A 24451-nucleotide genomic window follows, 5' to 3' on the forward strand; every position below is an offset into this window, starting at 1 on the left:
GTTCGCCATGGTTCTCACCTACGGACTGGAAAGCGGGGCGTCAAAGCGACACCAGGGCGCGGCTGGTTGGCGGTTTTCAAGGTCAGAGACGCGCTGAACACGCCATCGCGAATCGATGAACCGGATTCGTCGGGCGATCTTCACAAGTGAAGTGGCGAATACTGAAACGAACTTTTGAATGTCTGGTCCCGGCGACCACGCCTGACGACCTTTACACCAGAGTGGCTCCGCAGGTAGGATTCGAACCTACGACCAGCCGATTAACAGTCGGCTGCTCTACCACTGAGCTACTGCGGAACATCTGCTCGGGAGGCGGGCCTATAGCAGCGGGTGTTCCGATCTTGCAATGGGAAATCGAACCATCGAGCCGATAATTGTCGAAGACCCCGAGGACCCGCGCGTCGCCGCCTATCGCGACATTCGCGAGCGCGATCTGACGGGGCGCCAGGGCCTGTTCATCGCGGAAGGGGAGGTGGTGGTGCGCGGTCTGGCGTCCGGCGCCTCGCGCTGTCGACCCCTGTCGCTGCTGCTGGCGGAAAAGCGCGTGGCCGCCTTGGACGACGTCATCCGGGCGCTGCCGGCGGACGCGCCGGTCTATGTCGCGCGTCAGGCGGTGCTGGATCGGATCGCCGGGTTCGAACTGCACCGGGGCATTCTGGCCCTGGGCGAAAAGCCCGCGCCGCCGCCGTTGCAGGCCCTGCTGGCGGACGTGGCGGCGGACGATGTCTTCGTCGTCGCCAGCGGAATCGGCAATCACGACAATATGGGCGGTCTGTTCCGCAACGCCGCCGCCTTCGGGGCCAGGGCCGTGCTGCTGGATTCGACCTGCTGCGATCCCTTCTATCGCAAGGCCATCCGGGTTTCGGTCGGGGCGGTGTTGCGCACGCCGTTCGCCGTCGCCCCTTCGTCCGACATTCTGGACGCCTTGACCCGGGCGCGTGTCGAGGTCCTGGCCCTGACCCCTTCGGCGGGCCAGCGTCTGGCGGATTATCGACGCAAGGGGCCGGTCGCGGTGGTGCTGGGGTCGGAGGGGCCGGGCCTGCCGCAGGCGGTCATCGACCGCTGTCGCCCCATCGGCATCGCCATGGCGGGGGGATTCGATTCGCTGAACGTCGCGGCGACCAGCGCGGTCGCCCTGCATCATCTGACCACGACGGTTCTGGAGGCCTGAAACGAAAAGGCCGCCCCTGGGGGCGGCCTTCGTCCGTATCGTCGCAATGGAGGCCTGACCGGGAATCGAACCCGGGTGCAAGGATTTGCAGTCCTCTGCGTCACCACTCCGCCATCAGGCCGCTTTTGATCCCCGATTTCTCGGAGGCGGTCATTGCGAGGGGCGTTCGCTATCAGATCGGATTGTCCGCTGCAACGCACGGACCTATAAGCGCGCGAGTTTTCCTCCCGGATTATCGTTGAAGGCTGCCCACAGATGGATTTCACCGCCGAGCGCAAGGCTATGGTCGACTCGCAGGTGCGGGTGAACGACGTGACGGATCGCGCGATTCACTTGGCCATGATGGCCGTGCCGCGCGAACAGTTCTGTGCGCCCGACCGCGCCTTCGCCGCCTATTCCGAAGAGGCCCTGCCCATCGCCGGGGATCGCCGCCTGATGCCGGCGCGCGACGTGGCCAAGCTGTTGCAGGCCGCCGATGCGCGGGAAGGGGGAAAGGCCCTGGCCGTCGCCGCCCCCTACGCCGCCGCCCTTCTGGCCCGGATGGGTTTGACCGTCACGGCCCAGGAATCGGACGAGGCCGTGTTCGGCATTGTCGGAGAGGCCCTGTCCGCAGAGGGTGTCGCAACGATGGTTCAGCCGCTTTCGCAGCCGGCCGGCGAAAACTGGGATCTGATCGTGTCCGAGGGCGGGGTCGCGGCCCTGCCCGAATCGTGGAGCGCCGCGCTGCGTCCCGGCGGGCGCATCGTGGTGGTCGAGCGTCGCGGCGCCATCGGCAAGGCGGCCCTGTTCGTGAAGACGCCCGAGGGGCTGTCGCGCCGCGAACTGTTCGATTCCTCGCCGGCGGTCCTTGCCGAGTTGACGCCGGCGCCTACCTTCGCGCTGTAGTGGCGCCATCGCCGAGCGACGCATCGCGCGCCGGCGACCGTGAATAAAACTTAACTGGCGTGTGGTTCAGTCAGGCCGCAGTTACGCCTGAGAAACATTCGGGCGTTCCTTTCGGGGCGTCGGGCAAGGACGGACAATGTTGAAACGCTCGCGTGTGCTGGCTTCGGCCGCAGTTGTCGCCGTGATGACCGGCCTGGGCGCGCCGGCCTGGGCCGAGACGCTTCAGGACGCCATCGCCCTGGCCTATCGCACCAATCCCAACCTGCTGGCTCAGCGCGCCAGCCAGCGCGCGCTGGACGAGACGGTGGTTCAGGCGCGTTCGGGCCTGCGCCCGACGCTCAGCGCCTCGGCCGGGGTCGACTATTCCCGCAACGACTTCCCCGCCGTGACCCAGTTCGTCGACACCAACAACGACGGCATCCCGGACACCCAGGTCTCGACCTCCTCGTCCGAGACACAGGGCGCCAATGTCGGCGTCAGCCTGAGCCAGAATCTGTGGACCGGCGGCCGCACGGCGCGCGCCATCGACCAGGCCCGCGCCGGCGTTCTGGCCGGTCGCGAAAACCTGCGTCAGATCGAACAGTCGGTCATGCTGTCGGTCATCCAGGCCTATGTGAACGTGACCCGCGACATGGAGATCCTGCGTATCCGCCAGGAGAACCTCAGCGTCCTGCAACGCCAGCTGGAAGAGACCAGCGCCCGCTTCGAGGTGGGGGAGATCACCCGCACCGACGTCGCCCAGGCCGAGGCGTCCCAGGCCCAGTCCGAGGCCGATCTGGCCAACGCCCAGGCGCAACTGGCCACCTCGCGCGCCGCCTACGCCGCCGTCGTGGGCCAGTCGCCGACTGATCTGGAGGCCGCGCCGACCCTGCCGGACGTGCCGACCGACTTCGACGTCGCCATGGAGACGGCGTTGCAGCGCAATCCCGGCATCCTGGCCGCTACGTATCAGTTGCAGGGGGCCGAGGCCGCCGTCGCCGCCGCCCGTTCGGAATATATGCCGTCGGTGCGCGCCACCGCCTCCTATGGCGGATCGTCCAACGATCTGGGCGACCTGGGCCAGCTTGCCGACCGCCGCAGCTTCACCGCCGGCGCCACCCTGTCGGTGCCGCTGTTCACCGGCGGGCTGAACCAGTCGCGCGTGGCACAGGCGCTGGAGCGCGCCAACGCCGCCCAGATGGCCATCGAGGGCGAACGCCGCACCGTGCTTCAGAACGTCAGCTCGGCCTACGCCCAGGTCCTGTCGACCCGCGCCAATGTGACGGCCGGGACGGAGGCGGTGCGCGCCGCCTCCGTCGCCGCCGAGGGCGTCCGTCAGGAGGCGCAGGTGGGCCTGCGCACCACCCTGGACGTGCTGAACCAGGAAGTGACGCTGCGCGCCTCCCAGACCGCCGTGGCCAGCGCCCGCGCCGCCGAATACGTCGCCCGCGCCTCTCTGCTGGCCGCCATGGGCCAGCTGGAAGGACCGGCGCTGAACCCGACCGTCGACGCCTACGACCCCAAGACCAACTACGATCAGGTCCAGGGTCGCGGCGGCCTGCCGTGGGACGGCGTGATCGAAGGCCTGGACCGCGTCGCCTCGCCGCCCATCGTGGGCGCCTTGGACGCGCCAGACGCGCCCATCGACACCCAGCTGAAGGGCGAGACGGTGCGCACCGCGCCCCGCAACTGACCCCCTAACCCGCGCCCCGCGAACGCAGCCCGTTGATTCCAGCGGGCGAAGATGCGACGACAAGACAGAGATTCCAGACGATCCGTCGTCTGTCTTTGTCCCGTTCGCGGCGCGCGGATCGTTCCGTGAGCCATCTTTCGTCCCAGGCCTCGCCCAAGGTTGCGCCATGACCGATCAGTCCGCCCAGGAACCGACCATGGAAGAGATTCTGGCGTCGATTCGCCGGATCATCTCCGAAGACGAGGCGCCCGCCGAAACCCCGGCCGCCGAATCGGCGCCTGAGGTCGAAACGCCGGCCGAAGTCGCAGCCGAGGCCCCGGCCGCTGCGGCCGAAACCGTCTTCGCCGCCCCTTTCGAGGCCGAAGCGGCGCCCGCCGTCGAGGACGATGTGCTGGACCTGACCGATCGTTACGAGCCCACGCCGGTCGAGACCATCGGCGACCTGGATGTCAGCCCGGTCGAACCCTATCAGGCGCCTGAGCCGCCCGCCGCTCCGTCCGTCGCCCCGGCTTCGGAGCCGGCCTACGACACTCTGGTCGGCGACAGCGCCGCCGCCAGCGCCGCCTCGGCCTTCGCGGGCCTGGCCGCCAGCTTCAAGAAGCCGGAACCCGCGCCGGCCGCCTCGACCGGCGACCTGCCCTTCGTCAGCGGCAATACGGTGGAGGCCATGGTCGCCGAAATGCTGCGGCCCATGCTGAAGGACTGGCTGGACGCCAATCTGCCGGCCATCGTCGAGGCCCAGGTACGCAAGGAAGTCGAACGCATCGCGCGCAGCGCCTAGCCCTTCGCCTCAGCCCAGACTAATCCGAGGGGCGGCTCCTGAAGGGGCCGCCCTTTCGCATTTTGCAAAAGACCAGACGTCATGCTTGAGAAGACTTTCGAACCCCAGGCCGCCGAGCCTCGCCTCTATGCCCAGTGGGAGGAGAGCGGCCTGTTCGCGCCCCGTACCGAAGGGGCCGAGGGCGCCTATTCGATCGTCATTCCGCCGCCGAACGTGACGGGCAGCCTGCACATCGGTCACGCGCTGAACAACACGCTTCAGGACATCCTGGCCCGCTATCACCGGATGAAGGGCAAGGCGGTGCTGTGGCTGCCCGGCACGGACCACGCCGGCATCGCCACCCAGATGGTGGTCGAGCGTCAGCTGGCCGCGGCCGGCAATGTCGGCCGCCGCGACATGGGCCGCGAGGCCTTCATCGATAAGGTCTGGCAATGGAAAGCCGAATCCGGCGGGACCATCGTGCGCCAGTTGCGCCGCCTCGGCGCATCGTGCGACTGGTCGCGTGAGCGGTTCACCCTGGACGAGGGGCTGAACGCCGCCGTCCGCAAGGTCTTCGTGCAACTGCACAAGGACGGCCTGATTTATCGCGACAAGCGGCTGGTGAACTGGGACCCGCATTTCCAGACCGCCATTTCCGACCTGGAGGTCGAGCAGCGCGAGGTGGACGGCGCCTATTGGCACTTCGCCTATTCGCTGGCCGACGGGGTCACCTACGCACACCCGGTCGCTTTCGACGAGGACGGCAAGGCGACCGAGTGGGAGACGCGCGACTTCATCGTCGTCGCCACGACCCGACCCGAGACCATGCTGGGCGACACCGGCGTCGCCGTTCACCCCGACGACGAACGCTATGCCGGTCTGGTCGGCAAGTTCGTGACCCTGCCCATCGTGGGCCGTCGCATCCCCATCGTCGCCGACGACTATGCCGATCCGACCAAGGGCTCGGGCGCGGTGAAGATCACGCCAGCCCATGATTTCAATGACTTCGGCGTTGGGAAGCGCGCCGGTCTGCCGTCGCTGAACATTCTGGACGCTTTCGGCCGCGTCACCGACGCCGACACGTCGGACGTGCCGTCGGACTATGTTGGGCAAGACCGCTTCGCCGCGCGCAAGGCTATCGTCGCCCGCGCCGAGGCAGAGGGCTGGCTGCGCGAGATCGAGAAGACCAAACACGTCGTCCCGCACGGCGACCGCTCCGGCGTGGTCATCGAGCCGTGGCTGACGGACCAGTGGTACGTCGACGCCAAGGTCTTGGCCCAGCCCGCGCTGAAGGCGGTGGAGCAGGGCGACACGGTGTTCGAGCCCAAGTCCTACGAGAAGATCTATTTCGAATGGCTGAGGAACATCGAGCCGTGGTGCATTTCGCGCCAGCTGTGGTGGGGCCACCGCATCCCGGCCTGGTACGGCCCGAACGGCGAAATCTATGTCGCCGAAACGGAGGAGGACGCCCGCGAACAGGCGATGGCGGACTATGATTCCGAGGTCGCCCTGACCCAGGACGAGGACGTTCTGGACACCTGGTTCTCCTCGGCTCTGTGGCCGTTCTCGACCATGGGCTGGCCCGAGAAGACCGAGGATCTGGAGCGGTTCTATCCGACCAGCGATCTGGTCACGGCGGCGGACATCATCTTCTTCTGGGTCGCCCGGATGATGATGATGGGCCTGCACTTCATGGACGGCCAGGCTCCGTTCAAGCGGGTCATCATCAACGGTCTGGTCCGCGACGAGAAGGGCCAGAAGATGTCAAAATCCAAGGGGAACGTCATCGACCCCCTGGGCATCATCGACGAGCTGGGCGCCGATCCGTTGCGCTTCACCATGGCCATCCTGTCGGGCACGCGCGACATCAAACTGTCGAAACAGCGGATCGAGGGCTATCGCAACTTCGGCACCAAGCTGTGGAACGCAGCCCGCTTCAGCCAGATGAACGAGGCGCGCCGCGTCGACGGTTTCGATCCCGCAACCGTCGAACAGACGATCAACCGCTGGATCAGAGGCGAACTGACCAAGACCGAACGCGCCGTGTCCGACGCCATCGAAGGCGGTCGGTTCGATGATGCGGCGGGCGCCCTGTACCGCTTCGTCTGGAACGTCTTCTGCGACTGGTATCTGGAACTGGCCAAGCCGGTGTTCCAGGGATCGGACGAGGCGGCCAAGGCCGAGACCCGCGCCATGACCGCCTGGACGCTGGACCAGACGCTGAAACTGCTGCACCCGGTCATGCCCTTCATCACCGAGGAGTTGTGGGCCGAACTGGGCAAGGAAGGCCCGGCACGCGAGTCCTTGCTGATCGGCGCCGAATGGCCGGTGCTGCCGGACGCCTTCATCGACGCCTCGGCCGAGGCCGAGATCGGCTGGCTGGTCGATCTGGTTGGTGAAATCCGGGGTCTGCGCGCCGAGATGAACGTACCGCCGTCGGCCAAGCCGCCGCTGGCCTTCGTCGCGCCCGACGCCGTGACCGCCGAACGCGCCGCCCGCCACCGCGACCTGATCCTGACCCTGGGCCGCGTGTCAGAGGTCGGATCGGCGGACGCGGCCCCGACCGGCGCCGTGACCTACGTCTCGGGCGGTTCGACCGTCGCCCTGTCGCTGGCGGGCATTATAGACCTGACCGCCGAACGGGCGCGTCTGGAGAAGGAGATCGCCGCCTTCGACAGCGACATCGGCCATGTGAACAAGAAGTTGGGCAACCCCAACTTCGTCGCCCGCGCCGCGCCGGAAGTGGTGGACGAACAGCGCGCCAAACTGACCGAGGCCGAGGCTGGCAAGGTCAAGCTGCAGGCGGCGCTGGCCCGGCTCAGCGAGATCGGGTGAAGTCCCGCATCGATCAGCTTCTGGTCGCACGCGGTCTGTTCGACAGCCGCGCGCGGGCCAGGGCGGCGATCGAGGCCGGTCTGGTCCTCGCCGACGGCGTGGCGGTGCAAAAGCCGTCCGAGCAGGTGGACGAAGAGGCGGTGCTGGAGGCCCAGCCCGCGCATCGCTGGGTCGGACGCGGCGCGCTGAAACTGGACCATGCGCTGGGCCTGTGGCCGATCGCGGTCGAGGGGCGGGTGGCGCTGGACGTCGGCGCCTCGACCGGCGGCTTCACCGAGGTCTGTCTGGATCGCGGCGCGGCGTGCGTCTTCGCCGTCGATGTCGGTTTCGGCCAGATGCACGACCGGGTCGCCGACGATCCGCGCGTGGTCAATCTGGAGCGGACGGACGCCCGCGACCTGAACCCTGACCTGATCCCGCAGGCGCCGTCTCTGATCGTCTGCGACGCCAGTTTCATCAGCCTGTCGAAGGTGCTGCCCGCCGCCTTGGCGCTGGCGGCGGACGACGCCGATCTGGTGACGCTGGTGAAGCCCCAGTTCGAGGCGGACGGCCCGGGCGGCGTCGGCAAGAAGGGCGTAGTCAAGAACCCTGAGGCCCATGCGGCGGCGGTTCGGCGCGTCTCCGACTGGCTGGACAGCGTCGGCTGGACCGTCCAGGCCACGGCTGAAAGCCCCATTACCGGCGGCGACGGCAACGTCGAATTCCTGCTCTGGGCAAAGCGCGCCTAGCAGAGCGACCATGCGACAGGCCCACTAACAAAGAGAAACCGCCGGAGGACTGATCCTCCGGCGGCTCCCGTCACATCGTCGATCGACAGGGGGGCTGAAAATTAATCGACGACGCGATAGCGGCCGTACTGGTCGGGGCAGGTGCGGACATAGCGGGTGTCCGTGCGACCATCGGGCAGACGGATCTGGCTCTCGGCCAGGCGGCATCCGTCGGAGTTGCGATAGGAATCGACCGGGCGCGAACGGTCGTCGTAATAGCCGCCGCCGTCATAGGCGTAGTCGGAACGACGGTCGTAGTCGTCGTAGCGATAGCCCTGATCGCCGGTGTAGCGGTTGTCGTAGTAGCCGTAGGTCGGCTGGCTATAGCCCTGGTTATAGTAACCGCTGGAGCCATAGCTGCTCTGATAGCTGCGGCAGGCGTCGGAGCTGGAACGCCCGACCTGCGAACCGACCACGGCGCCGAGAACGCCGCCCAGGATGCTGCCTTCGGTGCGACGACCGCGCGCGGCCAGTTGCGATCCGATGACGGCGCCCGCGCCGCCGCCGATCACCGCGCCGGCGCCGGTTCGACCCTGACGCTCACGCGCGCACGGGTCGTAGGACGGGTAGCCGCGACCGTAGTTGTAGGACGGCGCATAGGCCCCGGTGCCGTAGTTCTGGCTGTAGCCGTAGCCATAGTAGTTCTGAGCCGAGGCCGCCATCGGGGCGGCCGTGACGCCGAGGGCCAGGGCGGCCGCGGCGGCGAGCGAAGACTTGGAGAGACGCATTTTTTCAACCCTTCCGAGGACCGAACGATTTCCGTCAACGGTTAACGGCAAGCCTCGTGTCTCGTTGCAGTCCGATTTAAGACAGCGAAGCTGAACGGCATTTGAGCGCCTTGTTCATCTTCGTTCATCTTTCAGGCGAGTGGCGCGTAGTCGAGCCCGCCGCGACTTGAGCGGCCTTTCGGCGGCGGCTAGAAGCCCGGCGATGGAGACCTTCATCATCGACCGCGTCGGCGGCCAGGGCGACGGCGTCGCCCGCACGCCTGCGGGGCCGGTGTTCGCCGGCCTGACCCTGCCCGGCGAAACCGTGCGCGGTCAGGTCGTGGACGGTCGGCTGGAAGGCGTCGAGATCGTCACGCCCAGCCCGGATCGGATCGCGCCGGTCTCGCCGCAATATGGCGACTGCGGCGGCTGTTCGCTGCAGCACTGGGCCGAAGGGCCTTATCTGGACTGGAAGCGCGAGCAGGTGCGACTGGCCCTGGCGCGCGAACGGATCGAGACGGAGATCGAGGCGACCATCGCCACCCCGCCCGGCAGCCGCCGCCGCGTGGCCCTTCATGCCCGGCGCGACGCCGACGGCCGGGTGGTGCTGGGGTTCAAGGCGCGGCGGTCCTGGCGGCTGGTCGAGGTCACGGCCTGCCCGGTGGCCGACCCTCGCATCGTTCAGGCGATTCCCGTTCTGGCGCAGGTGGCGGCGGCCTTCTTCGAACATCCGAAATCCGCGCCGACGCTACACGTCACCTGGACCCTGACAGGGCTGGACGTCGATGTGACGGGGGTGGAGCGGCGTTCGGGCGGCGGTCTGTCCGCCGACGCCCGCACCCAGGCGGTGCAGGCCGCGCATCGGGCGGACCTGGCGCGGTTGAGCCTAGCGGGCGAGATTCTGGTGATGGCGCGCCAACCGACGGTGGCCTTTGGACTCGCGACGGTCGCCCTGCCGGCCGGCGGCTTCCTGCAAGCGGCGCCCCCAGCAGAGGCGGCCATGACGGCCCGCGCCGTCGCGGCGGTGAAGGGCGCGAAGAAGGTCGCCGATCTGTTCTGCGGGGCCGGAACCTTCACCTTCCCCCTGGCGACGGTCGCTCCGGTGATCGCGGCCGACGCCTCCAAACCCGGCATCGACGCCCTGAAATCCGCCGTCGGTTCGGCCAGGGGCATGAAGGCGATCACCGCCGAGGCGCGGGACCTGTTCCGCCGTCCGATGACGCCCTATGACCTGAAGGGCTGCGACGCCATCGTCTTCGACCCGCCCCGCGCCGGCGCAATCGAACAGACGGCCCAGATCGCCACGACCAAGGCCGCCGTGGTCGTCGGCGTATCGTGCAATCCGCAGACCTTCGCGCGCGACGCCCGCGTCCTGATCGACGCCGGCTTCCGGCTGGATGCGGTGACGCCCATCGACCAGTTCCTGTGGTCCGCCCACGTCGAACTGGTCGCGGTTTTCAGGCGATAGGACAGATCATGACCGAGATGACCGACGACCTTGGCGAGGAAGACGGCGGCGGCTTCGACGCCGACGACTGGGGCCGGCTGAAGCCGTTCATTGGGGCGGTCGCGACGCTGGACGACGTGCAGGCGCGCCGCGCCATCTTCGCGCTTGGCGACACCGACGATCCGCGCCCCATTGCGATGGACCTGCCCCAGCCGGTGATCTGGTGGGACGATGACGGCGAACAGGCGGCGGTCGCCGTTCAGGCCGAAAGCCATCTGGGTTCGGACGGCGAGGAGATGGAGATACTGGGTCTGGTCCTGCCGGACGGGGAGGGGGCGGTCGCCCTGCTGGAGGACGTCGATCTGGTCGACGACAGCGACCCGACCTGGCGCGATCTCGTCACCCGCGCCATCGATCCCTCGGCCGCCGACGATTAGTTCAGGGCTGCTCCGACGCGCGCGGCGAAGTCGGGCTGGTCGGGAATGTCGCCGTGGCCCGCGCGCGGGAAGACCAGGCGCCGGACGTCCACCCCGCGCGTTTCCATATCCCTGGCCAGGATGCGGCTGAGCGCGGGCGGCAGGGTCTGGTCGCGACCGGCCTCCAGCACCACGACACGGCCGGTATAGCCGTTCAGCACGGCCGGCACGTCGATGGCGGCCAGAGGCGCGGCCATCTGGACGCGGATCAGGGGCCGCCACAGGCCCAGCATCTGATCCACCGCCGCGCGAGCGGTCGGGGTCGTGGCCTCCAGAACCACGGCGTCGGCGCGAATCAGGCGTGCGGCCTCGGCGCAAACCGGGCCGCCCAGCGAATGGCCCCAGGCGATCAGCCGGCGCCCTTCGGCATCGGCCTGGGCGCGGGCGCTGGCGGCGACGACCTGTCCGGCGGCGCGGTAGGTGGCGAAATCGGCCTGGCCCGGCGTGTCGCCCGATCCGGGATAGTCGAACATCAGCACATCGCCGAAGGGCGCCAGCTCGCGCGCGACCGCCGCCCCGTTGACGCCGCGCCGAAACAGATTGCCGCCGCAGTACAGGATCAGAGGCGCGTCCGCCCGGCCCGTTCTGACCCGCGTCGCGGCGACCGCGCCGCCGGAATAGGGCAGGGACAGGGTCTCGCCGCCCGCCACGGCGGGGCCGGGCGTCAGGACCATGTTCTCGGCCTTCACCCGCGCGTCGGGATAGAAGAACTCACCCTCCGGCACCTCCACGGTGACGCAGCCGGACAGAAGCGCGGCTGCGCCCAACAGCGCCGATAGACGTTTGATCATGATGTCCCCCAGGATCAGGGACGCTAACCGCAAGCGCGGCCGTCAGGCAATCCCGACTTCGGGCATGGCCTGCAGCAGGTCGAACAGGTCCATCTGCGGTCGCGCATCCGGCGGCACGCGGAACTGCGTCTCGTCCAGCAGGCGGCGAGGCGTGTCCAGGCCATAGCGTTTGATCGCCGCCTTGAACCGCGCTCCGATCAGTTCGGCGACCGGGCCGGCGCCCTTCATCCGCTGGGACCAGTCGGCGTCGTAATCCTTGCCGCCGCGCGTCTGGCGGATCAGGGACATGACGCGCGCGGCCCGGTCGGGACGGGCGTCTGCCAGCCATTCGCGGAACAGATCCTTGATCTCCAGAGGCAGGCGCAGCGTCACATACATGGCGCGCGTGGCGCCTGCCTTGGCCGCCGCCTCCAGAATCGATTCCAGTTCGTGGTCGTTCAGGCCGGGAATGACCGGAGCGAAGCCCACCCCCACCGGACAGCCTGCATCGGCCAGCCTGGAAATAGCCTCCAGCCGCTTGGCGGGGGTGGAGGCGCGCGGCTCCATCGCCCGGGCCAGTCCCCGGTCCAGGGTGGTGATGGAGACGAAGGCGGAGGCCAGACCCGCCTTGCCCATCGGTCCCAGGATGTCGGCGTCGCGTCCGATCAGCACCGACTTGGTGATGATGCTGAACGGATGGTTGAACCGCTGCATCACCTCCAGGATCGCGCGCGTCGATCCCAGTTCACGCTCGACCGGCTGATAGGGGTCGGTGTTGCCGCCTATGTGGATGCGCTTGCATCGGTATCGGGGTGCGAGAAACGCCTGTTCCAGCAGACGTGCGGCCTGGGGCTTGAAGAAGATCCTGCTCTCGAAATCCAGGCCCGGGGATAGGCCCATCCAGGCATGGGACGGACGGGCGTAACAGTAGATGCAGCCATGTTCGCAACCTTTGTACGGGTTGATGGAGCGGTCGAATCCGATGTCCGGGCTGTCGTTCCGGGCGATGATCGTGCGGGCGTGTTCCGGCGTGAGGGTGGTGCGCAGAGGCGCGGGCTCGGCGTCGTCGCGCGTCCAGCCGTCATCGAACGACACATGCTGTTCAGGTTCGTAGCGGCCTGTGGCATTCGAACGCGCGCCTCTTCCCTTGGCGGTTTCCATAGGAAGGACGATGGATCATTGACCGGAACAAAGCAAGAACATTTGTTCCGGTCGCGACAGGCGCGTCAGTTGGGGCCGATCACCATGCAGGTGACGCGCCGTTCGGCCAGGGCCTCGCACGCCGACTTGGCGCCCGTCTCCGTCAGGCCCGTGAAGCGCGAGCGATACCAGTCGCCGGCGGTCTGGACGTTGCGCTCGGCCGTAGCGAACTGGGTGCGGAAGCGGCGGTTCAGTTCGGTCAGCCAGTCGTTGGCGACCTTTTCGTCGCGGAAGGCGCCGACCTGAACCGCCCATCGGCCGGCGGGCGCGCGGGCGGCGGCGCGGGCCGGCTCGCGGGAGGGCGGCGGCGTGGTGCGGCGCGGCGTTGTCGAAGGGGCCGCGACGGCGCTCGCGGGCGCGCCGTTCAGAGAGGCGGTGACGTTGTGCGGCGCGCGGGGCGCGGCGGCGGCTTGGCCCGCCGCCTGGGCGGTCGCGGCGGCGCGCTGGCTGGCCGCGCGTTCGGACGGCGAGGGCGCGACGCGGGTCGGCAGGACCGCCGGCGCCGGGGCGGCCGTATAGGCGACGGCGGTGGAGCCCGGGGCCTCTCCCTCCTCGTCGTCGCGGATCGAGGCGTAGGCGATGGGGGCGTCGCCTGTCGCGGATTCCCCGCCGAGGCCGAAGCCGCGCTGTTCGAAGAAGGTCTGGGCGACCTGAATGCGTTCGCCCTGGGCGCGGCGGCGTTCGACCTCGAACCCGGTGTCCATCAGTTCGGCGACGTGGGCGTTGCGGCTGGCTGTCGAGCGGCCGCCCAGAACGATGGTGATCAGTCGCCGTCCGTCGCGCACGGCCGACGCCGCCAGATTGTAGCCCGAGGCGTTGGTGTAGCCGGTCTTCATCCCGTCATAGCCGCGTCCCGTCGGCAGCAGGCCGTTGGTGTTGCGATAGGTGCGCCCGTTGTAAGCCCAGTCGTGCAGGCCGAAATAGCTGTAATACTGGGGGAAATCGCGCATGATGGCCCGCGCCAGGATCGCCTGGTCGCGCGCCGAGGTCAGCTGGCGCGCATCGGGCAGGCCGTTGGCGGTGACGTAGCGCGTCTGGGTCATGCCCAGCTGTTCGGCCTTCATCGTCATCATATTGGTGAAGCGCGCCTCGGACCCGCCGATATGCTCGCCGATGGCCAGGGCCATGTCGTTGGCCGAACGGACCGCCGTGGCCCGCATGGCGTTGTCCAGGGTGATGGTCTGCCCCGCCGCCAGGCCCAGTTTCGACGGGGGTTGAGACGCCGCGCGCGGCGAAATCGTCAGTACGTCGTTCAGGTGCGCCTTGCCCTGCTCCAGCGCCTCGAAAGTCAGATACAGGGTCATCATCTTGGTCAGGGATGCAGGATAGCGGCGGCTGTCGGCGTGGCGGGCGAACAGCACCTCTCCGGTCGCCGCATCGATCACGATGGCTGCGTAACGGCTGCTTTCCTGCGACTGGGCCTCGATCGGGCGGACATGGACGCCCAGCACCAGCGAGGCGGCGAGGAGGGCGAACAGTCCGCGGCGGAGGAAGGCGATCATGGGCGATACAACCCCTTGGTAATCAAGCCCTTGGCGAGCAGGGTGCGGCAGGCCCCCCGGCCGACGCGATGAAAGGGTTAGCATAGGAACCGGGGGTTTCATGGTGGTTAACCGCCCGTCAACGCGAATTTGACCCGCCTATCGGGGTTATGCCTTCCAGCTTATCGACGATCACATTGTGCAGCGCACAAGGCGGCCTTGCATTCTCTTCGCACATGCAGCATATTGCGGTTCTGCGAGGGTTCGCCTCGCATCAGATTTCCGCACCGCCGTCCTCCCCCAAAGGCGGGCAATCACCGGAGAGACATCATGGCCGACGCCGCCGAAACGATGAAGAAGACCGCCGATCAGACCGCCGCCAAGGTCAAGGCCCAGGCCGAAACCCTCCAGGCCGCCGGAACCCAGGCTTTCCGCGAAGGCATCGACAAGTCGGTCGCCTCGCTGGGCGAACTGAACGCCCACGGCAAGAAGAACCTGGACGCCATGGTCGAGTCGGCCACCGTCGCCCAGAAGGGCGCCGAGGCCCTGTCGCAACAGGCCCTGGGCTTCGCCAAAACCTCGTGGGAAGAAGGCGTCGCCGCCTCCAAGGAACTGTCGACCGCCCGTTCGGTGCAGGAGTTCTTCGAACTGCAGACCGTCTGGGCCAAGAAGTCCATGGAACGCTACGTCGCCGAAATGACCAAGACGAACGAGATCGTCGCCAACACGGTCAAGGACAGCCTGAAGCCCCTGAACGAGCGCGTCACCGCCTCGGTCGAAAGCTTCCAGGCCGCGCGCTAAGCCACAGCGACATTATAATCGAAGAAGGCCCCGGGGTTCGCTCCGGGGCCTTTTTTCGTTCTGCATCCGTGATTTGCCATTCACGTAATCCGTGACTGGACGCCGCTTCAAATCAGGCCATCATTCCCTATCTGTTAGCCAAGACGACTCCCCGATTACGGAACACGAATGCCCATTCAAAGGCCCGGTGAGACCGGCGGCGGACAAGGAACCGCCGTCGTCACCGAAACCAAGCCGAAGCTTCAGAGACCCTCGCTGTATCGGGTGCTGATTCTGAACGACGATTATTCGCCGATGGAATTCGTCGTCTATGTGCTGGAGCGGTTCTTCCAGAAGAGCCGCGAGGAAGCGACCCGCATCATGCTGCATGTGCATCAGCATGGCGTGGGGGTCTGCGGCGTCTTCACCTACGAGGTCGCCGAAACCAAGGTCGCCCAGGTCATCGAGACCGCGCGCCGCCACCAGCACCCTCTGCAATGCACGATGGAAAAGGACTGAGAGGAGCCTCCCGATGCCTTCATTTTCCCGTCCTCTCGAAGAAACCCTGCACCGCGCGGTGGGATACGCCAATGCGCGCAGGCACGAATACGCCACGCTGGAGCATCTGCTGCTGGCGCTGATCGACGACCCGGATGCGTCCGGCGTCATGGGCGCCTGCAACGTCGATCTGAATGCGCTGAAGGCGGCGCTGACCCTCTATGTCGACAACGATCTGGCCGCCCTGGCCACCGCCGACGGCGAGGACGCCAAGCCGACCGCCGGCTTCCAGCGCGTGATCCAGCGCGCGGTGATCCACGTCCAGTCGTCCGGCCGCGAGGAAGTGTCCGGCGCCAACGTCCTGGTCGCCATCTTCTCCGAGCGCGAGAGCCACGCCGCCTATTTCCTGCAGGAGCAGGACATGACGCGCTATGACGCGGTGAACTTCATCGCCCACGGCATCGCCAAAAAGGCCGGCGCGTCCGAGGCCAAGCCCGCCAAGGGCGCATCGCCCGAGGAGGCCGAGGACCAGTCGGCCGTCAAACAGGGCGGCGAGGCGCTGGAGGCCTATTGCGTCGACCTCAACGAGAAGTCGCGCCAGGGCAAGGTCGATCCCCTGATCGGTCGTCAGGCCGAGGTCGAACGCTCGATCCAGATCCTGTGCCGCCGCACCAAGAACAATCCGCTGCTGGTCGGCGATCCGGGCGTCGGCAAGACCGCCATCGCCGAGGGGCTGGCCCGCAAGATCGTCAACGGCGAGGTGCCCGACGTTCTGAAGGACGCCACCATCTATTCGCTGGACATGGGCGCGCTCCTGGCCGGAACCCGCTATCGCGGCGACTTCGAGGAGCGGCTGAAACAGGTGGTCAAGGAGCTGGAGAACCACGACAACGCGGTCCTCTTCATCGACGAGATCCACACGGTGATCGGCGCGGGCGCGACCTCGGGCGGGGCGATGGACGCCTCCAACCTGCTGAAACCCGCCCTGGCGTCCGGCACCCTGCGCTGCATGGGGTCGACGACCTATAAGGAATATCGCCAGCACTTCGAGAAGGACCGCGCCCTGGTGCGGCGCTTCCAGAAGATCGACGTCAACGAGCCGACGGTCGAGGATACGGTCAAGATCCTGAAGGGCCTCAAGACCTATTACGAGCAGCACCACAAGGTCCGCTACACCGACAGCGCCATCCGCACGGCGGTCGAACTGTCGGCCCGCTACATGACCGACCGCAAACTGCCGGACAAGGCGATCGACGTGATCGACGAGGCCGGGGCGTCGCAGATGCTGCTGACCGAATCCAAGCGCAAGAAGGTCATCGGCCAGAAGGAGGTCGAGGCCGTCATCGCCAAGATGGCCCGCATCCCGGCCAAGTCGGTGTCCAAGTCCGACACCGAAAGCCTGCGCGAGCTGGAAACCGATCTGAAGCGCGTCGTCTTCGGTCAGGAACAGGCCATCGAACAGGTCTCGGCGGCGATGAAGCTGGCGCGGGCCGGTCTTCGCGATCCGAACAAGCCCATCGGCAGCTTCCTGTTCAGCGGCCCGACCGGCGTGGGCAAGACCGAGGTGGCCAAGCAGCTCGCCGCCACCCTGGGCATCGAGATGCAGCGCTTCGACATGTCGGAATATATGGAGCGGCATACGGTCAGCCGTCTGATCGGTGCGCCTCCGGGCTATGTGGGCCATGACCAGGGCGGCCTGCTGACCGACGCGGTGGACCAGCATCCGCACGCCGTCATCCTGCTGGACGAGATCGAGAAGGCGCACCCGGACGTTTACAACATACTGCTGCAGGTGATGGACAATGGGATGCTGACCGATGCGGTCGGCAAGAAGGTCGACTTCAGGAACGTCATCCTGATCATGACCACCAACGCCGGCGCCGCCGACAACGCCCGCGCCTCCATCGGCTTCGGCCGGGGCAAGGTCGAGGGCGAGGACGACAAGGCCATCCAGCGCCTGTTCGCGCCCGAGTTCAGGAACCGCCTGGACGCCATCGTGGCCTTCAAGTCGCTGGGCGCCGAGACGATCCGTTCGGTCGTGACCAAGTTCGTGCTGCAGCTGGAAGCCCAGCTGGCGGATCGCAACATCACCATCGAACTGACCGACGAAGCCGCGGACTGGCTGGCCAAGAACGGCTTCGACGAACTGTATGGCGCGCGTCCCCTGGCGCGGGTCATTCAGGACTCGATCAAGAAGCCGCTGGCCGACGACATCCTGTTCGGCCGCCTGACACGTGGCGGACACGTCAAGGTCCAGCTGAAGGACGGCAAGATCGACTTCGACATCGCCGGCCCCTCGGGCGCCCCGGCCAAGTCGGAAGAGGAAGAAGAGACGGCCTGACCGCCGGCAGGCGAGACGGCGGAAGGCCCGGCTGGAAACAGCCGGGCCTTTTTCTTTGTCGTGATCGTCGAACGCTCGGTTCATCACAACGAACACGACGGGACACAGCGATCACAACGGAGCGGATCTCGCTGTGTTCGTCGTGCCTCGCTGTGCGCGTTGTGATGAACCCATCCGTCCCGCTATCGCGGGATCAGGCCGTCAAAACTCAATGCGAGCCCTGTTTGAACGGCGATAGTTCGGCGGTCATCGCGGCCCTCTGTTCCTCGACCGCCGGGCCTTCGCCCTCTAGGTAGCGGGCGACGGGCTCGCGCAGGGCTGGGTCGGCGATGAAGTGGGCGGAATAGACGGGGGAGGGCAGGTAGCCGCGCGCGATCTTGTGCTCGCCCTGCGCCCCCGCCTCGACGCGGGACAGGCCGCGCGCGATGGCGAAGTCGATGGCCCGATAGTAGCACAGCTCGAAATGCAGGAAGGGCACGTCGTCCAGCGTGCCCCACTGGCGGCCGTACAGGGCGTCGCGGCCGATGAAGTTCAGGGCGCCGGCGATGGGCGTGTCGTCCCGAAACGCCATGACCAGGGCGATGCGGTCGGCCATCGTCGCCCCGACACGGGCGAAGAAGTCCCGCGTCAGATAGGGTCGCCCCCATTTGCGCGAGCCGGTGTCCATGTAGAAGGCGAAGAAGGCGTCCCAATGCGCCTCGGTGATGTCGGCGCCGGTCAGGATGCGGATGTCCAGGCCCGCCTGGGCGTCGCGCCGCTCACGCCGGATCGACTTGCGGCGGTTGGCCGACAGGGCGGCCAGAAAATCGTCGAAGGTCCGATAGCCGTCGTTGCGCCAGATGAACTGGATGTCCTGACGCGGCAGCAGGCCCGCCTCGGTCATGGCCGCCCATTCCGGCTGGGTCGGGAAGTTGACGTGCAGGGACGAGACGCCCAGCCGCTGCACCAGGGTCAGGGCGCTCTGCAGCAGGGCCTGACGCACCGTCGCGGCGTCCGCGTCGGGATGGTTCAGGAGGCGCGGCCCGGTCGCAGGCGTGAAGGGCACGGCGCCCAGCAGCTTGGGATAGTACCGCCCGCCGGCCCGCTCATAGGCGTCGGCCCAGCTGTGGTCGAAGACATATTCGCCCTGGCTGTTTCCCTTCAGATACAGGGGCATGACGCCGAGGACGGCGTTGTCGTCATCGCGCAGGGCCAGATGGCGCGGCGCCCATCCCTGACGCGGCGCTGCGCTCTCGGACGCCTCGCAGGCGTAGAGGAAGTCGTAGGAGACGAAGGGATCTCCGGTGGAACGCGCGCAGACGTCCCAGGCCTCGCGGCCGATGTCGGCGATCCCGTCGTGAACGGTGATGTGAAAACTCATCCCCGCTCATCCCCGCGAAGGCGGGGACCCAGTGCTTTTGGCGAACCCACTCGTCCCTTCGTTCCCGCTGGTCGTCCCAATACTGGCGGCGCGGAAAAACTGGGTCCCCGCCTTCGCGGGGATGAGCGGATCATAAGGTCGCCGATCAGCGGATCTCCACGATCGCGTCGATCTCGACGGCGAAGCCCAGCGGCAGCTTATAGACGCCGACGGCCGAACGGGCGTGCTTGCCCGCGTCGCCGAAGACCTGGACCATCAGGTCCGAGCAGCCGTTGATGACGGCGGGAATGGCCTCGAAGTCCGGCCCGGCCTGGACGAACCCGCCCAGTTTGACGATGCGGACCACCCGGTTCAGGTCGCCGTCGCAGGCGGCCTTGATCTGGGCGATCAGGTTCAGGCCGCACAGACGGGCCGCGTCCACGGCCTGTTCCGGCGTCACGTCCACGCCGACCGTGCCCTTGATCCCGCCGTTGGCGTCGTTCGACAGCTGGCCCGAAATGGTGATCTGATCGCCCGAGCGGACGAAGGAGACATAGCTGGCCACCGGCTTGGCGGGTTCCGGCAGGGTGAGGCCGAGTTCGGCGATGCGGGCTTCGATGCTCATGGCGGCTCCTGTTGATCTGGGCGCGGTTTAGCGCGCGGCGGGGGCGGCGTCACGCCTTCACGGGTTAAAGGTTCGCCAACCGCTGTGTGCCATGCTGGCGAACATGGATATGCACCTGACCCCCGACGTCGCCGCCTTCCATGCCGTCCTGGCGCGCCTGTCGCCCGACGACCGGGCGCGGGTCGACGCCGCCGCCGGACCGGCCGCGCAAAAGGCCGCGGAGGCCGCGCCCCACTGGGATTTCGAAATGCCGGCCAAGGCGGTCGACGCCCTGCTGGGGCCGGGCGCCTCGGACGACGTGCGACGCGGCCTGATCGCCGCTTGGGCGCTGCAGCTGCCCGACCGCGCAGCGGCGATGCGCCTGCCGCCCCAGGTCATGGCCCTCTATCCCTATTGGATCGAACAACTGGCGGCGTTTCTGGACAAGGCCGAGGGCGACTATGTCTTCGATCATTGGTCCAAGGACGTGCGCTTCACCCTGGCGCTCAGCGTGCCGGGGGCCAAGAGCCAGGTCATCGACCTGTCGTCGCCGGTCGGGCCGGGCCAGATCGTCAAACACGTCCGTGACGGCTGGGGCCTCAAGCCGCTGTTCCGTTATCTGGCGGCGGGGGCCAAACGCGAGCCGTGGCTGGAGGTCCATACCGAAAGCCGCTGGCTGCGCGGCTTCAACGAGGACGGCTGGAACGAGGCCTGGGCGACGGCGGCGGAACTGTGCCGGGCGCGTCCCGAACTGGCGGGCATGATCGGCTCCAGCTGGTTCTACGACCCGCCCCTGACCGAGATCAGCCCGCGCCTGGCCCACCTGCGGCTAAACCCCCTGAACGGCGGCGCCTTCATGGTCCATCAGGGCCCGGCCCCGATCCACACCGAACGCGCCGGCACGGCCTCGCCATCCAGGAAGGCGCTGATCGACACCGGCGAATACACCGCCCGCTCATGGCTGATGGTCTGGCCCCGCAAGGAGCTGATCGCCTGGGCGGATCGGCGGAAGGCGGCCGCTTGACCCACCTCCGTCATCCTCGGGCCTGACCCGAGGATCGGACGCTGATCGGGCCGTGCATCGCCGTTGGCGCAATGCGGCGGGACGCTCGGCCCTCGGGTCAAGCCCGAGGGTGACGCATCCTATTGGGTCGCCAACCGCCACGCCGCCGCGACCGGCTGGATGTCCAGATCGGCGGCCTTGGCCAGGCGGATCAGGCGGTCGATGTCCTCGGGACGACAGCCGTAAGGCGTGGGCGCGTCGCTGACGTCGTGGCCATAGGCGATCAGCCAGCCCTTCGACGCCGCCGTCTCCGCCACCAGCGCTTCCAGATCGTAACCAGGCAGGCGACGGCTCTCCAGACCCACGGCCTGCAGCAGGTTTCGGTCGGCCCTGGCGCGGTTCACACCGTCGCGCACGCCGCGCCCGCACAGGAACCGCCTGTCGATGACCGGCTTGGCCCCCAAGGCGCAGTCGCCGAACGGATAGGCGAAGGTCGCCATCTGATGACCGTCCAGCCGCTCGGCGACCCAGGCGGCGTTGCGCGCCAGGCTGGCGTCCAGTTCGGCCGGCGTCAGGGTCAGGGTCGAGACATGTTCATAGGTATGGCACCCGACCTCATGCCCGGCGGCGTGGAGGGCCTGCAGATGCTCGACCTCGAACTGGGGCAGGTCCATATTGCGCCCGCCCGACAGGCCGCCGCAGACATAATAGGTCGCCTTGATCCCATGCTGGGCCAGGATCGGCCCGGCCTCGGTCCAGGCCGAGGCGGGGATGTCGTCGAACGACAGGCTGAGGATGCCGCGCGCCGGGCGAACGGCGACGGGGCGGACGTCCAGATAGCGGCCGGCGCGGCGGCGCATCTTGTCGATGAAGGCGTTCATGTCCGCCTTATGACCTGCCGGCCTTAAGGGCGGGTTTCACACCGTGACGGGCTGGGCCGTCAGGCCGCGCACGCCGAACACGCGGCGATAGCGTTCGATCTCGGCCGGATCGCCCACGGCCTTGGCCGGATTGTCCGACAGCTTGACGGCGGGGCGTCCGCCTGCCTCGACCACCTTGCAGACCAGCGAGATCGGCTCCAACTCGGGCGCGAAGGCGGGCGAGCAGTCGCGGAAGTCGTTGGTCAGATTGGTGCCCCAGCCGAAGCTGAGGCGGGCGCGGCCGTGGAAATGGGCGTGGGTCGCCTCGATGCCGTCGATGTCCATGCCGTCGGAAAAGATCAGCAGCTTCTCCCTCGGATCGCGGCCCTTGGCCTTCCACCAGTCGATCAGACGCTCGCCCGCCGGGATGGGCGGGGCGGAATCGGGACGGAAGCCGGTCCAGTCGGCCACCCAGTCGGGCGCCTGTTCCAGAAACGCCTCGGTGCCGAAGGCGTCGGGCAGGACGATCAGCAGATTGCCCGCATAATGCCGACGCCATTCGTCCAGCACGGCGTAGGGCGTCCGCGCCAGGGCCGCGTCGTCGGGCGCCAGGGCCGCCAGCACCATCGGCAGTTCATGCCCGTTGGTGCCGATGGCCTCCAGATCGTTCTCCATCGCGTGCAGCACGTTGGAGGTGCCGATGAAGGACGACCCCAGCCCCTCCTTCAGCGCCTGGATGCACCAGCTTTGCCACAGGAAGCCGTGCCGCCGCCGGGTGCCGAAGTCGGACAGGGCCAGGTCGGGCAGGGTCCGCAGCCGCTCCACCTTGGACCACAGCCGGGTCTTGGCGCGCGAATACAGGATGTCCAGCTCGAACCGGCCCAGCCGCCGCATTCCGACCCGGCAACGCAGCTCGTTCAGTATGGCCAGCGCCGGGATTTCCCACAGGGTCACATCGGCCCAGCCGCCGGAAAATGTCAGCACATACTGCCCGTCCTGAACCGACAGGTCGTAGTCCGGCAGTCGATAGTCGGTCAGCCAGGCGATGAAGTCGGGCGAGAAAATCTGCTTCACCCCATAGAAGCTGTTGCCCGCCAGCCAGACCAGTTCCTTGTTGGTGAAGCGCAGGGTCCGGGCGTGATCCAGCTGTTCGCGCAGGGCGTCGATGTCGACCTCGTCGGCCAGACGGACGGTCTTGGTCCGGTTGATGACCTGAAACACGACCGGCACGTCGCGATGCTCGCGCCAGATCATCTGCAGCATCAGCAGCTTGTAGAAGTCGGTGTCCAGCAGGCTGCGGACGATCGGGTCCAGGCGAAAGCCGTGGTCATAGGCGCGTTTGGCGAGGTCCATCCGGGCATTTGAGCCGATAGAGCGAGGGAGCGCACGTTCTTTCCGCCCATACTCCCGTCATCTCACCCCCTCTCCGTCATCCTCGGGCTTGACCCGAGGATCGGAGGTTCAGCCGCATTGCGCTTGAGGTGAGGCGCGATCTGTCGAACGCCCGATCCTCGGATCAAGCCTGAGGATGAAGGGTAAGGGTGATCACCCCTTCAACGCCCGGCCCGCCACCACCGCATCCTTGCCGAACTTTTCGCGCAGGGCGTCGATGGCCCGTTCGGTCTTCAGGGCGCGGGTCTCGGTGGTCTGGAACAGGCCGGCGGGCGCGTCCTCGGCGTCCTGAACGTCGGCCATGCCGATGCCGATCAGGCGATAGGGGCGGCCAAGTTCGGGCTTCAGCAGGTCGCGCCCGGCCGCGAACAGGGCGCGCGCCGTCTGGACCGGATCGGGCAGGGTGATGCGGCGGGTCACGATCTTGAAGTCCGCGCGCCGCAGCTTCAGCACCAGGACGCGGCTGGCCACCCCGTCGCGGCGCGCCTTGGACGCCAGCTTTTCGCACAGGGGCCACAACTCGGCCTCCAGCGCCTCGGCTGTGGTCAGGTCCTCGTTGAAGGTGGTCTCGGCGCTCATCCCCTTGCGATCCCGTTCGGGGTTCACGGCGCGGGCGTCGCGGGCGTGGGCCAGGTCGTGCAGGCGCAGCCCCGATTCGCCATAGCGTTTGACCAGATCGCGCACGTCCGCCCGCGCCAGATCGCCGATGGTCGAATAGCCGTCGCTGCGCAACGCCTTGCCGAACACCGGCCCGACGCCGGGCAGGGCGGTGACGGGGCGCGGCGCCAGCAGGCTTTGCGCGTTCGCCGCCCCCACGACGGAAAAGCCCCGCGGCTTGTCCATCTCGGACGCCATCTTGGCCAGGAAGCGATTGGGCGCCAGGCCGATGGAGACGGTCAGGCCGGTCTCGTCCTCGATCTGTTTCTGGAAGCGGATCAGCTGCAACGCCGGCGGGCCGCCGTTCAGCCGCTCCGTGCCCGACAGATCGACCCATGCCTCGTCCAGCGACAGGGGCTGGATCAGCGGCGTCAGCTGGCCCAAGGCGCCCAGGATGCGTTGGGATTCGAAGACATATTTGGCGAAGTCGGGCTTGATGACCACGGCCTCGGGACAGGCCTTCAGCGCCTTGAACATCGGCATGGCCGAGCCGACGCCGTACTGGCGCGCGACATAGCAGGCGGTGGAGACCACGCCGCGCTTGCCCCCGCCGACGATGACCGGCCGGTCGCGCAACTCGGGCCGGTCGCGCTTCTCCACCGAGGCGTAGAAGGCGTCGCAGTCCATATGGGCGATGGACAACTGGTCCAGTTCGGGGTCCGCGACGATCCGACGCGACCCGCACGACGGACAGCGCCGGTCGGGCGGGCCGGCGGGGTCTTGGCCGGTCCACAGACAGTCGCGGCAGATGGCCTTGATGGCCACGTTTAAGGTCTCCGTAAGTTTGGCTTCACCCCAACTTAAGA

21 protein-coding genes and 2 tRNA genes are annotated in these 24451 nt (G+C 67.6%); 12 read left to right on the plus strand and 11 right to left on the minus strand.

The genetic code is table 11. The features are described from left to right. Positions 1 to 222: 222 nt before the first annotated feature. A tRNA-Asn gene (locus SH203_RS06165) sits at positions 223 to 297 on the minus strand. A 49-nt stretch (positions 298 to 346) separates the two neighbouring features. Here SH203_RS06165 and SH203_RS06170 point away from each other — a divergent pair. Beyond that, positions 347 to 1171, plus strand: a complete 825-nt coding sequence (locus tag SH203_RS06170) for an RNA methyltransferase (protein ID WP_087119969.1) — start codon at positions 347 to 349, stop codon at positions 1169 to 1171. A gap of 47 nt (positions 1172 to 1218) precedes the next feature. Here the strand turns inward: SH203_RS06170 and SH203_RS06175 are convergent. After that, positions 1219 to 1292 (minus strand) — tRNA-Cys (locus SH203_RS06175). A gap of 134 nt (positions 1293 to 1426) precedes the next feature. Here SH203_RS06175 and SH203_RS06180 point away from each other — a divergent pair. The 5 genes from SH203_RS06180 (at position 1427) to SH203_RS06200 (ending at position 8051) form a co-directional block, all read left to right on the plus strand. After that, positions 1427 to 2056 (plus strand): protein-L-isoaspartate O-methyltransferase, encoded by a 630-nt coding sequence (locus SH203_RS06180; RefSeq protein WP_087119970.1) that lies wholly within the window; start codon positions 1427 to 1429, stop codon positions 2054 to 2056. Between the two features lie 136 nt (positions 2057 to 2192). After that, on the plus strand, positions 2193 to 3728 hold the full coding sequence (locus SH203_RS06185) for a TolC family outer membrane protein (RefSeq protein ID WP_087119971.1): 1536 nt from the start codon (positions 2193 to 2195) through the stop codon (positions 3726 to 3728). A gap of 166 nt (positions 3729 to 3894) precedes the next feature. Next, positions 3895 to 4509, plus strand: coding sequence for a DUF2497 domain-containing protein (locus SH203_RS06190; protein ID WP_087119972.1), 615 nt, complete (start codon positions 3895 to 3897; stop codon positions 4507 to 4509). Between the two features lie 81 nt (positions 4510 to 4590). Continuing rightward, positions 4591 to 7323, plus strand: a complete 2733-nt coding sequence (locus SH203_RS06195) for a valine--tRNA ligase (RefSeq protein ID WP_087119973.1) — start codon at positions 4591 to 4593, stop codon at positions 7321 to 7323. Then, the gene (locus SH203_RS06200; protein ID WP_087119974.1) at positions 7320 to 8051 is read left to right on the plus strand and encodes a TlyA family RNA methyltransferase; all 732 of its coding nucleotides are present in this window, start codon (positions 7320 to 7322) and stop codon (positions 8049 to 8051) included. Before SH203_RS06195 ends, SH203_RS06200 begins: the two co-directional genes overlap by 4 nt. A gap of 101 nt (positions 8052 to 8152) precedes the next feature. Here the strand turns inward: SH203_RS06200 and SH203_RS06205 are convergent, their stop codons facing one another. Then, the gene (locus SH203_RS06205; RefSeq protein ID WP_087119975.1) at positions 8153 to 8818 is read right to left on the minus strand and encodes a glycine zipper 2TM domain-containing protein; all 666 of its coding nucleotides are present in this window, start codon (positions 8816 to 8818) and stop codon (positions 8153 to 8155) included. 202 nt (positions 8819 to 9020) lie between these two features. Between SH203_RS06205 and SH203_RS06210 the strand changes: the two genes are divergently transcribed. Both SH203_RS06210 and SH203_RS06215 read left to right on the plus strand, forming a co-directional pair. Continuing rightward, entirely contained in the window at positions 9021 to 10265 is a 1245-nt protein-coding gene (locus SH203_RS06210; RefSeq protein WP_087119976.1) for a class I SAM-dependent RNA methyltransferase, read from the plus strand. Between the two features lie 8 nt (positions 10266 to 10273). Then, complete coding sequence (locus SH203_RS06215; RefSeq protein ID WP_234989403.1) at positions 10274 to 10681, plus strand: hypothetical protein; 408 nt, start codon at positions 10274 to 10276, stop codon at positions 10679 to 10681. Here the strand turns inward: SH203_RS06215 and SH203_RS06220 are convergent. From SH203_RS06220 to SH203_RS06230, 3 genes are all read right to left on the minus strand, one after another. After that, positions 10678 to 11511, minus strand: a complete 834-nt coding sequence (locus SH203_RS06220) for an alpha/beta fold hydrolase (protein WP_087120194.1) — start codon at positions 11509 to 11511, stop codon at positions 10678 to 10680. The two genes, SH203_RS06215 and SH203_RS06220, sit on opposite strands and share 4 nt — an antisense overlap. A gap of 42 nt (positions 11512 to 11553) precedes the next feature. Next, on the minus strand, positions 11554 to 12651 hold the full coding sequence (locus tag SH203_RS06225) for a PA0069 family radical SAM protein (RefSeq protein WP_087119977.1): 1098 nt from the start codon (positions 12649 to 12651) through the stop codon (positions 11554 to 11556). Positions 12652 to 12716: 65 nt separating this feature from the next. Beyond that, entirely contained in the window at positions 12717 to 14192 is a 1476-nt protein-coding gene (locus SH203_RS06230; protein WP_087119978.1) for a D-alanyl-D-alanine carboxypeptidase, read from the minus strand. 309 nt (positions 14193 to 14501) lie between these two features. Between SH203_RS06230 and SH203_RS06235 the strand changes: the two genes are divergently transcribed. From SH203_RS06235 to clpA, 3 genes are all read left to right on the plus strand, one after another. Next, complete coding sequence (locus SH203_RS06235; RefSeq protein WP_087119979.1) at positions 14502 to 14972, plus strand: phasin family protein; 471 nt, start codon at positions 14502 to 14504, stop codon at positions 14970 to 14972. Positions 14973 to 15140: 168 nt separating this feature from the next. Continuing rightward, positions 15141 to 15470 (plus strand): ATP-dependent Clp protease adapter ClpS, encoded by a 330-nt coding sequence (gene clpS / locus SH203_RS06240; RefSeq protein ID WP_087119980.1) that lies wholly within the window; start codon positions 15141 to 15143, stop codon positions 15468 to 15470. 13 nt (positions 15471 to 15483) lie between these two features. Then, positions 15484 to 17790, plus strand: a complete 2307-nt coding sequence (gene clpA, locus SH203_RS06245; protein WP_087119981.1) for an ATP-dependent Clp protease ATP-binding subunit ClpA — start codon at positions 15484 to 15486, stop codon at positions 17788 to 17790. Between the two features lie 208 nt (positions 17791 to 17998). Here clpA and SH203_RS06250 read toward each other — a convergent pair whose 3' ends face one another. Continuing rightward, positions 17999 to 19150, minus strand: a complete 1152-nt coding sequence (locus SH203_RS06250) for a GNAT family N-acetyltransferase (RefSeq protein WP_087119982.1) — start codon at positions 19148 to 19150, stop codon at positions 17999 to 18001. Positions 19151 to 19295: 145 nt separating this feature from the next. Next, positions 19296 to 19754, minus strand: a complete 459-nt coding sequence (locus tag SH203_RS06255) for a RidA family protein (RefSeq protein ID WP_087119983.1) — start codon at positions 19752 to 19754, stop codon at positions 19296 to 19298. 109 nt (positions 19755 to 19863) lie between these two features. Here SH203_RS06255 and SH203_RS06260 point away from each other — a divergent pair, with 109 nt between their 5' ends. After that, positions 19864 to 20757 carry a hypothetical protein gene (locus tag SH203_RS06260; protein ID WP_234989404.1) on the plus strand — a complete coding sequence of 298 codons (894 nt, stop codon included), beginning with the start codon at positions 19864 to 19866 and terminating at the stop codon, positions 20755 to 20757. A gap of 119 nt (positions 20758 to 20876) precedes the next feature. On the opposite strand, the gene SH203_RS06265 is transcribed toward SH203_RS06260, so the two are convergent. The 3 genes from SH203_RS06265 to SH203_RS06275 form a co-directional block, all read right to left on the minus strand. After that, entirely contained in the window at positions 20877 to 21617 is a 741-nt protein-coding gene (locus tag SH203_RS06265; protein WP_087119984.1) for a polysaccharide deacetylase family protein, read from the minus strand. A 36-nt stretch (positions 21618 to 21653) separates the two neighbouring features. After that, positions 21654 to 22949, minus strand: coding sequence for a nicotinate phosphoribosyltransferase (locus SH203_RS06270; RefSeq protein ID WP_087119985.1), 1296 nt, complete (start codon positions 22947 to 22949; stop codon positions 21654 to 21656). A gap of 192 nt (positions 22950 to 23141) precedes the next feature. After that, complete coding sequence (locus SH203_RS06275) at positions 23142 to 24410, minus strand: DNA polymerase IV (protein ID WP_087119986.1); 1269 nt, start codon at positions 24408 to 24410, stop codon at positions 23142 to 23144. Positions 24411 to 24451: the final 41 nt, after the last annotated feature.

Origin of the sequence: Brevundimonas sp. SH203 (assembly GCF_002157625.1) — a bacterium.
Taxonomy (GTDB): domain Bacteria; phylum Pseudomonadota; class Alphaproteobacteria; order Caulobacterales; family Caulobacteraceae; genus Brevundimonas.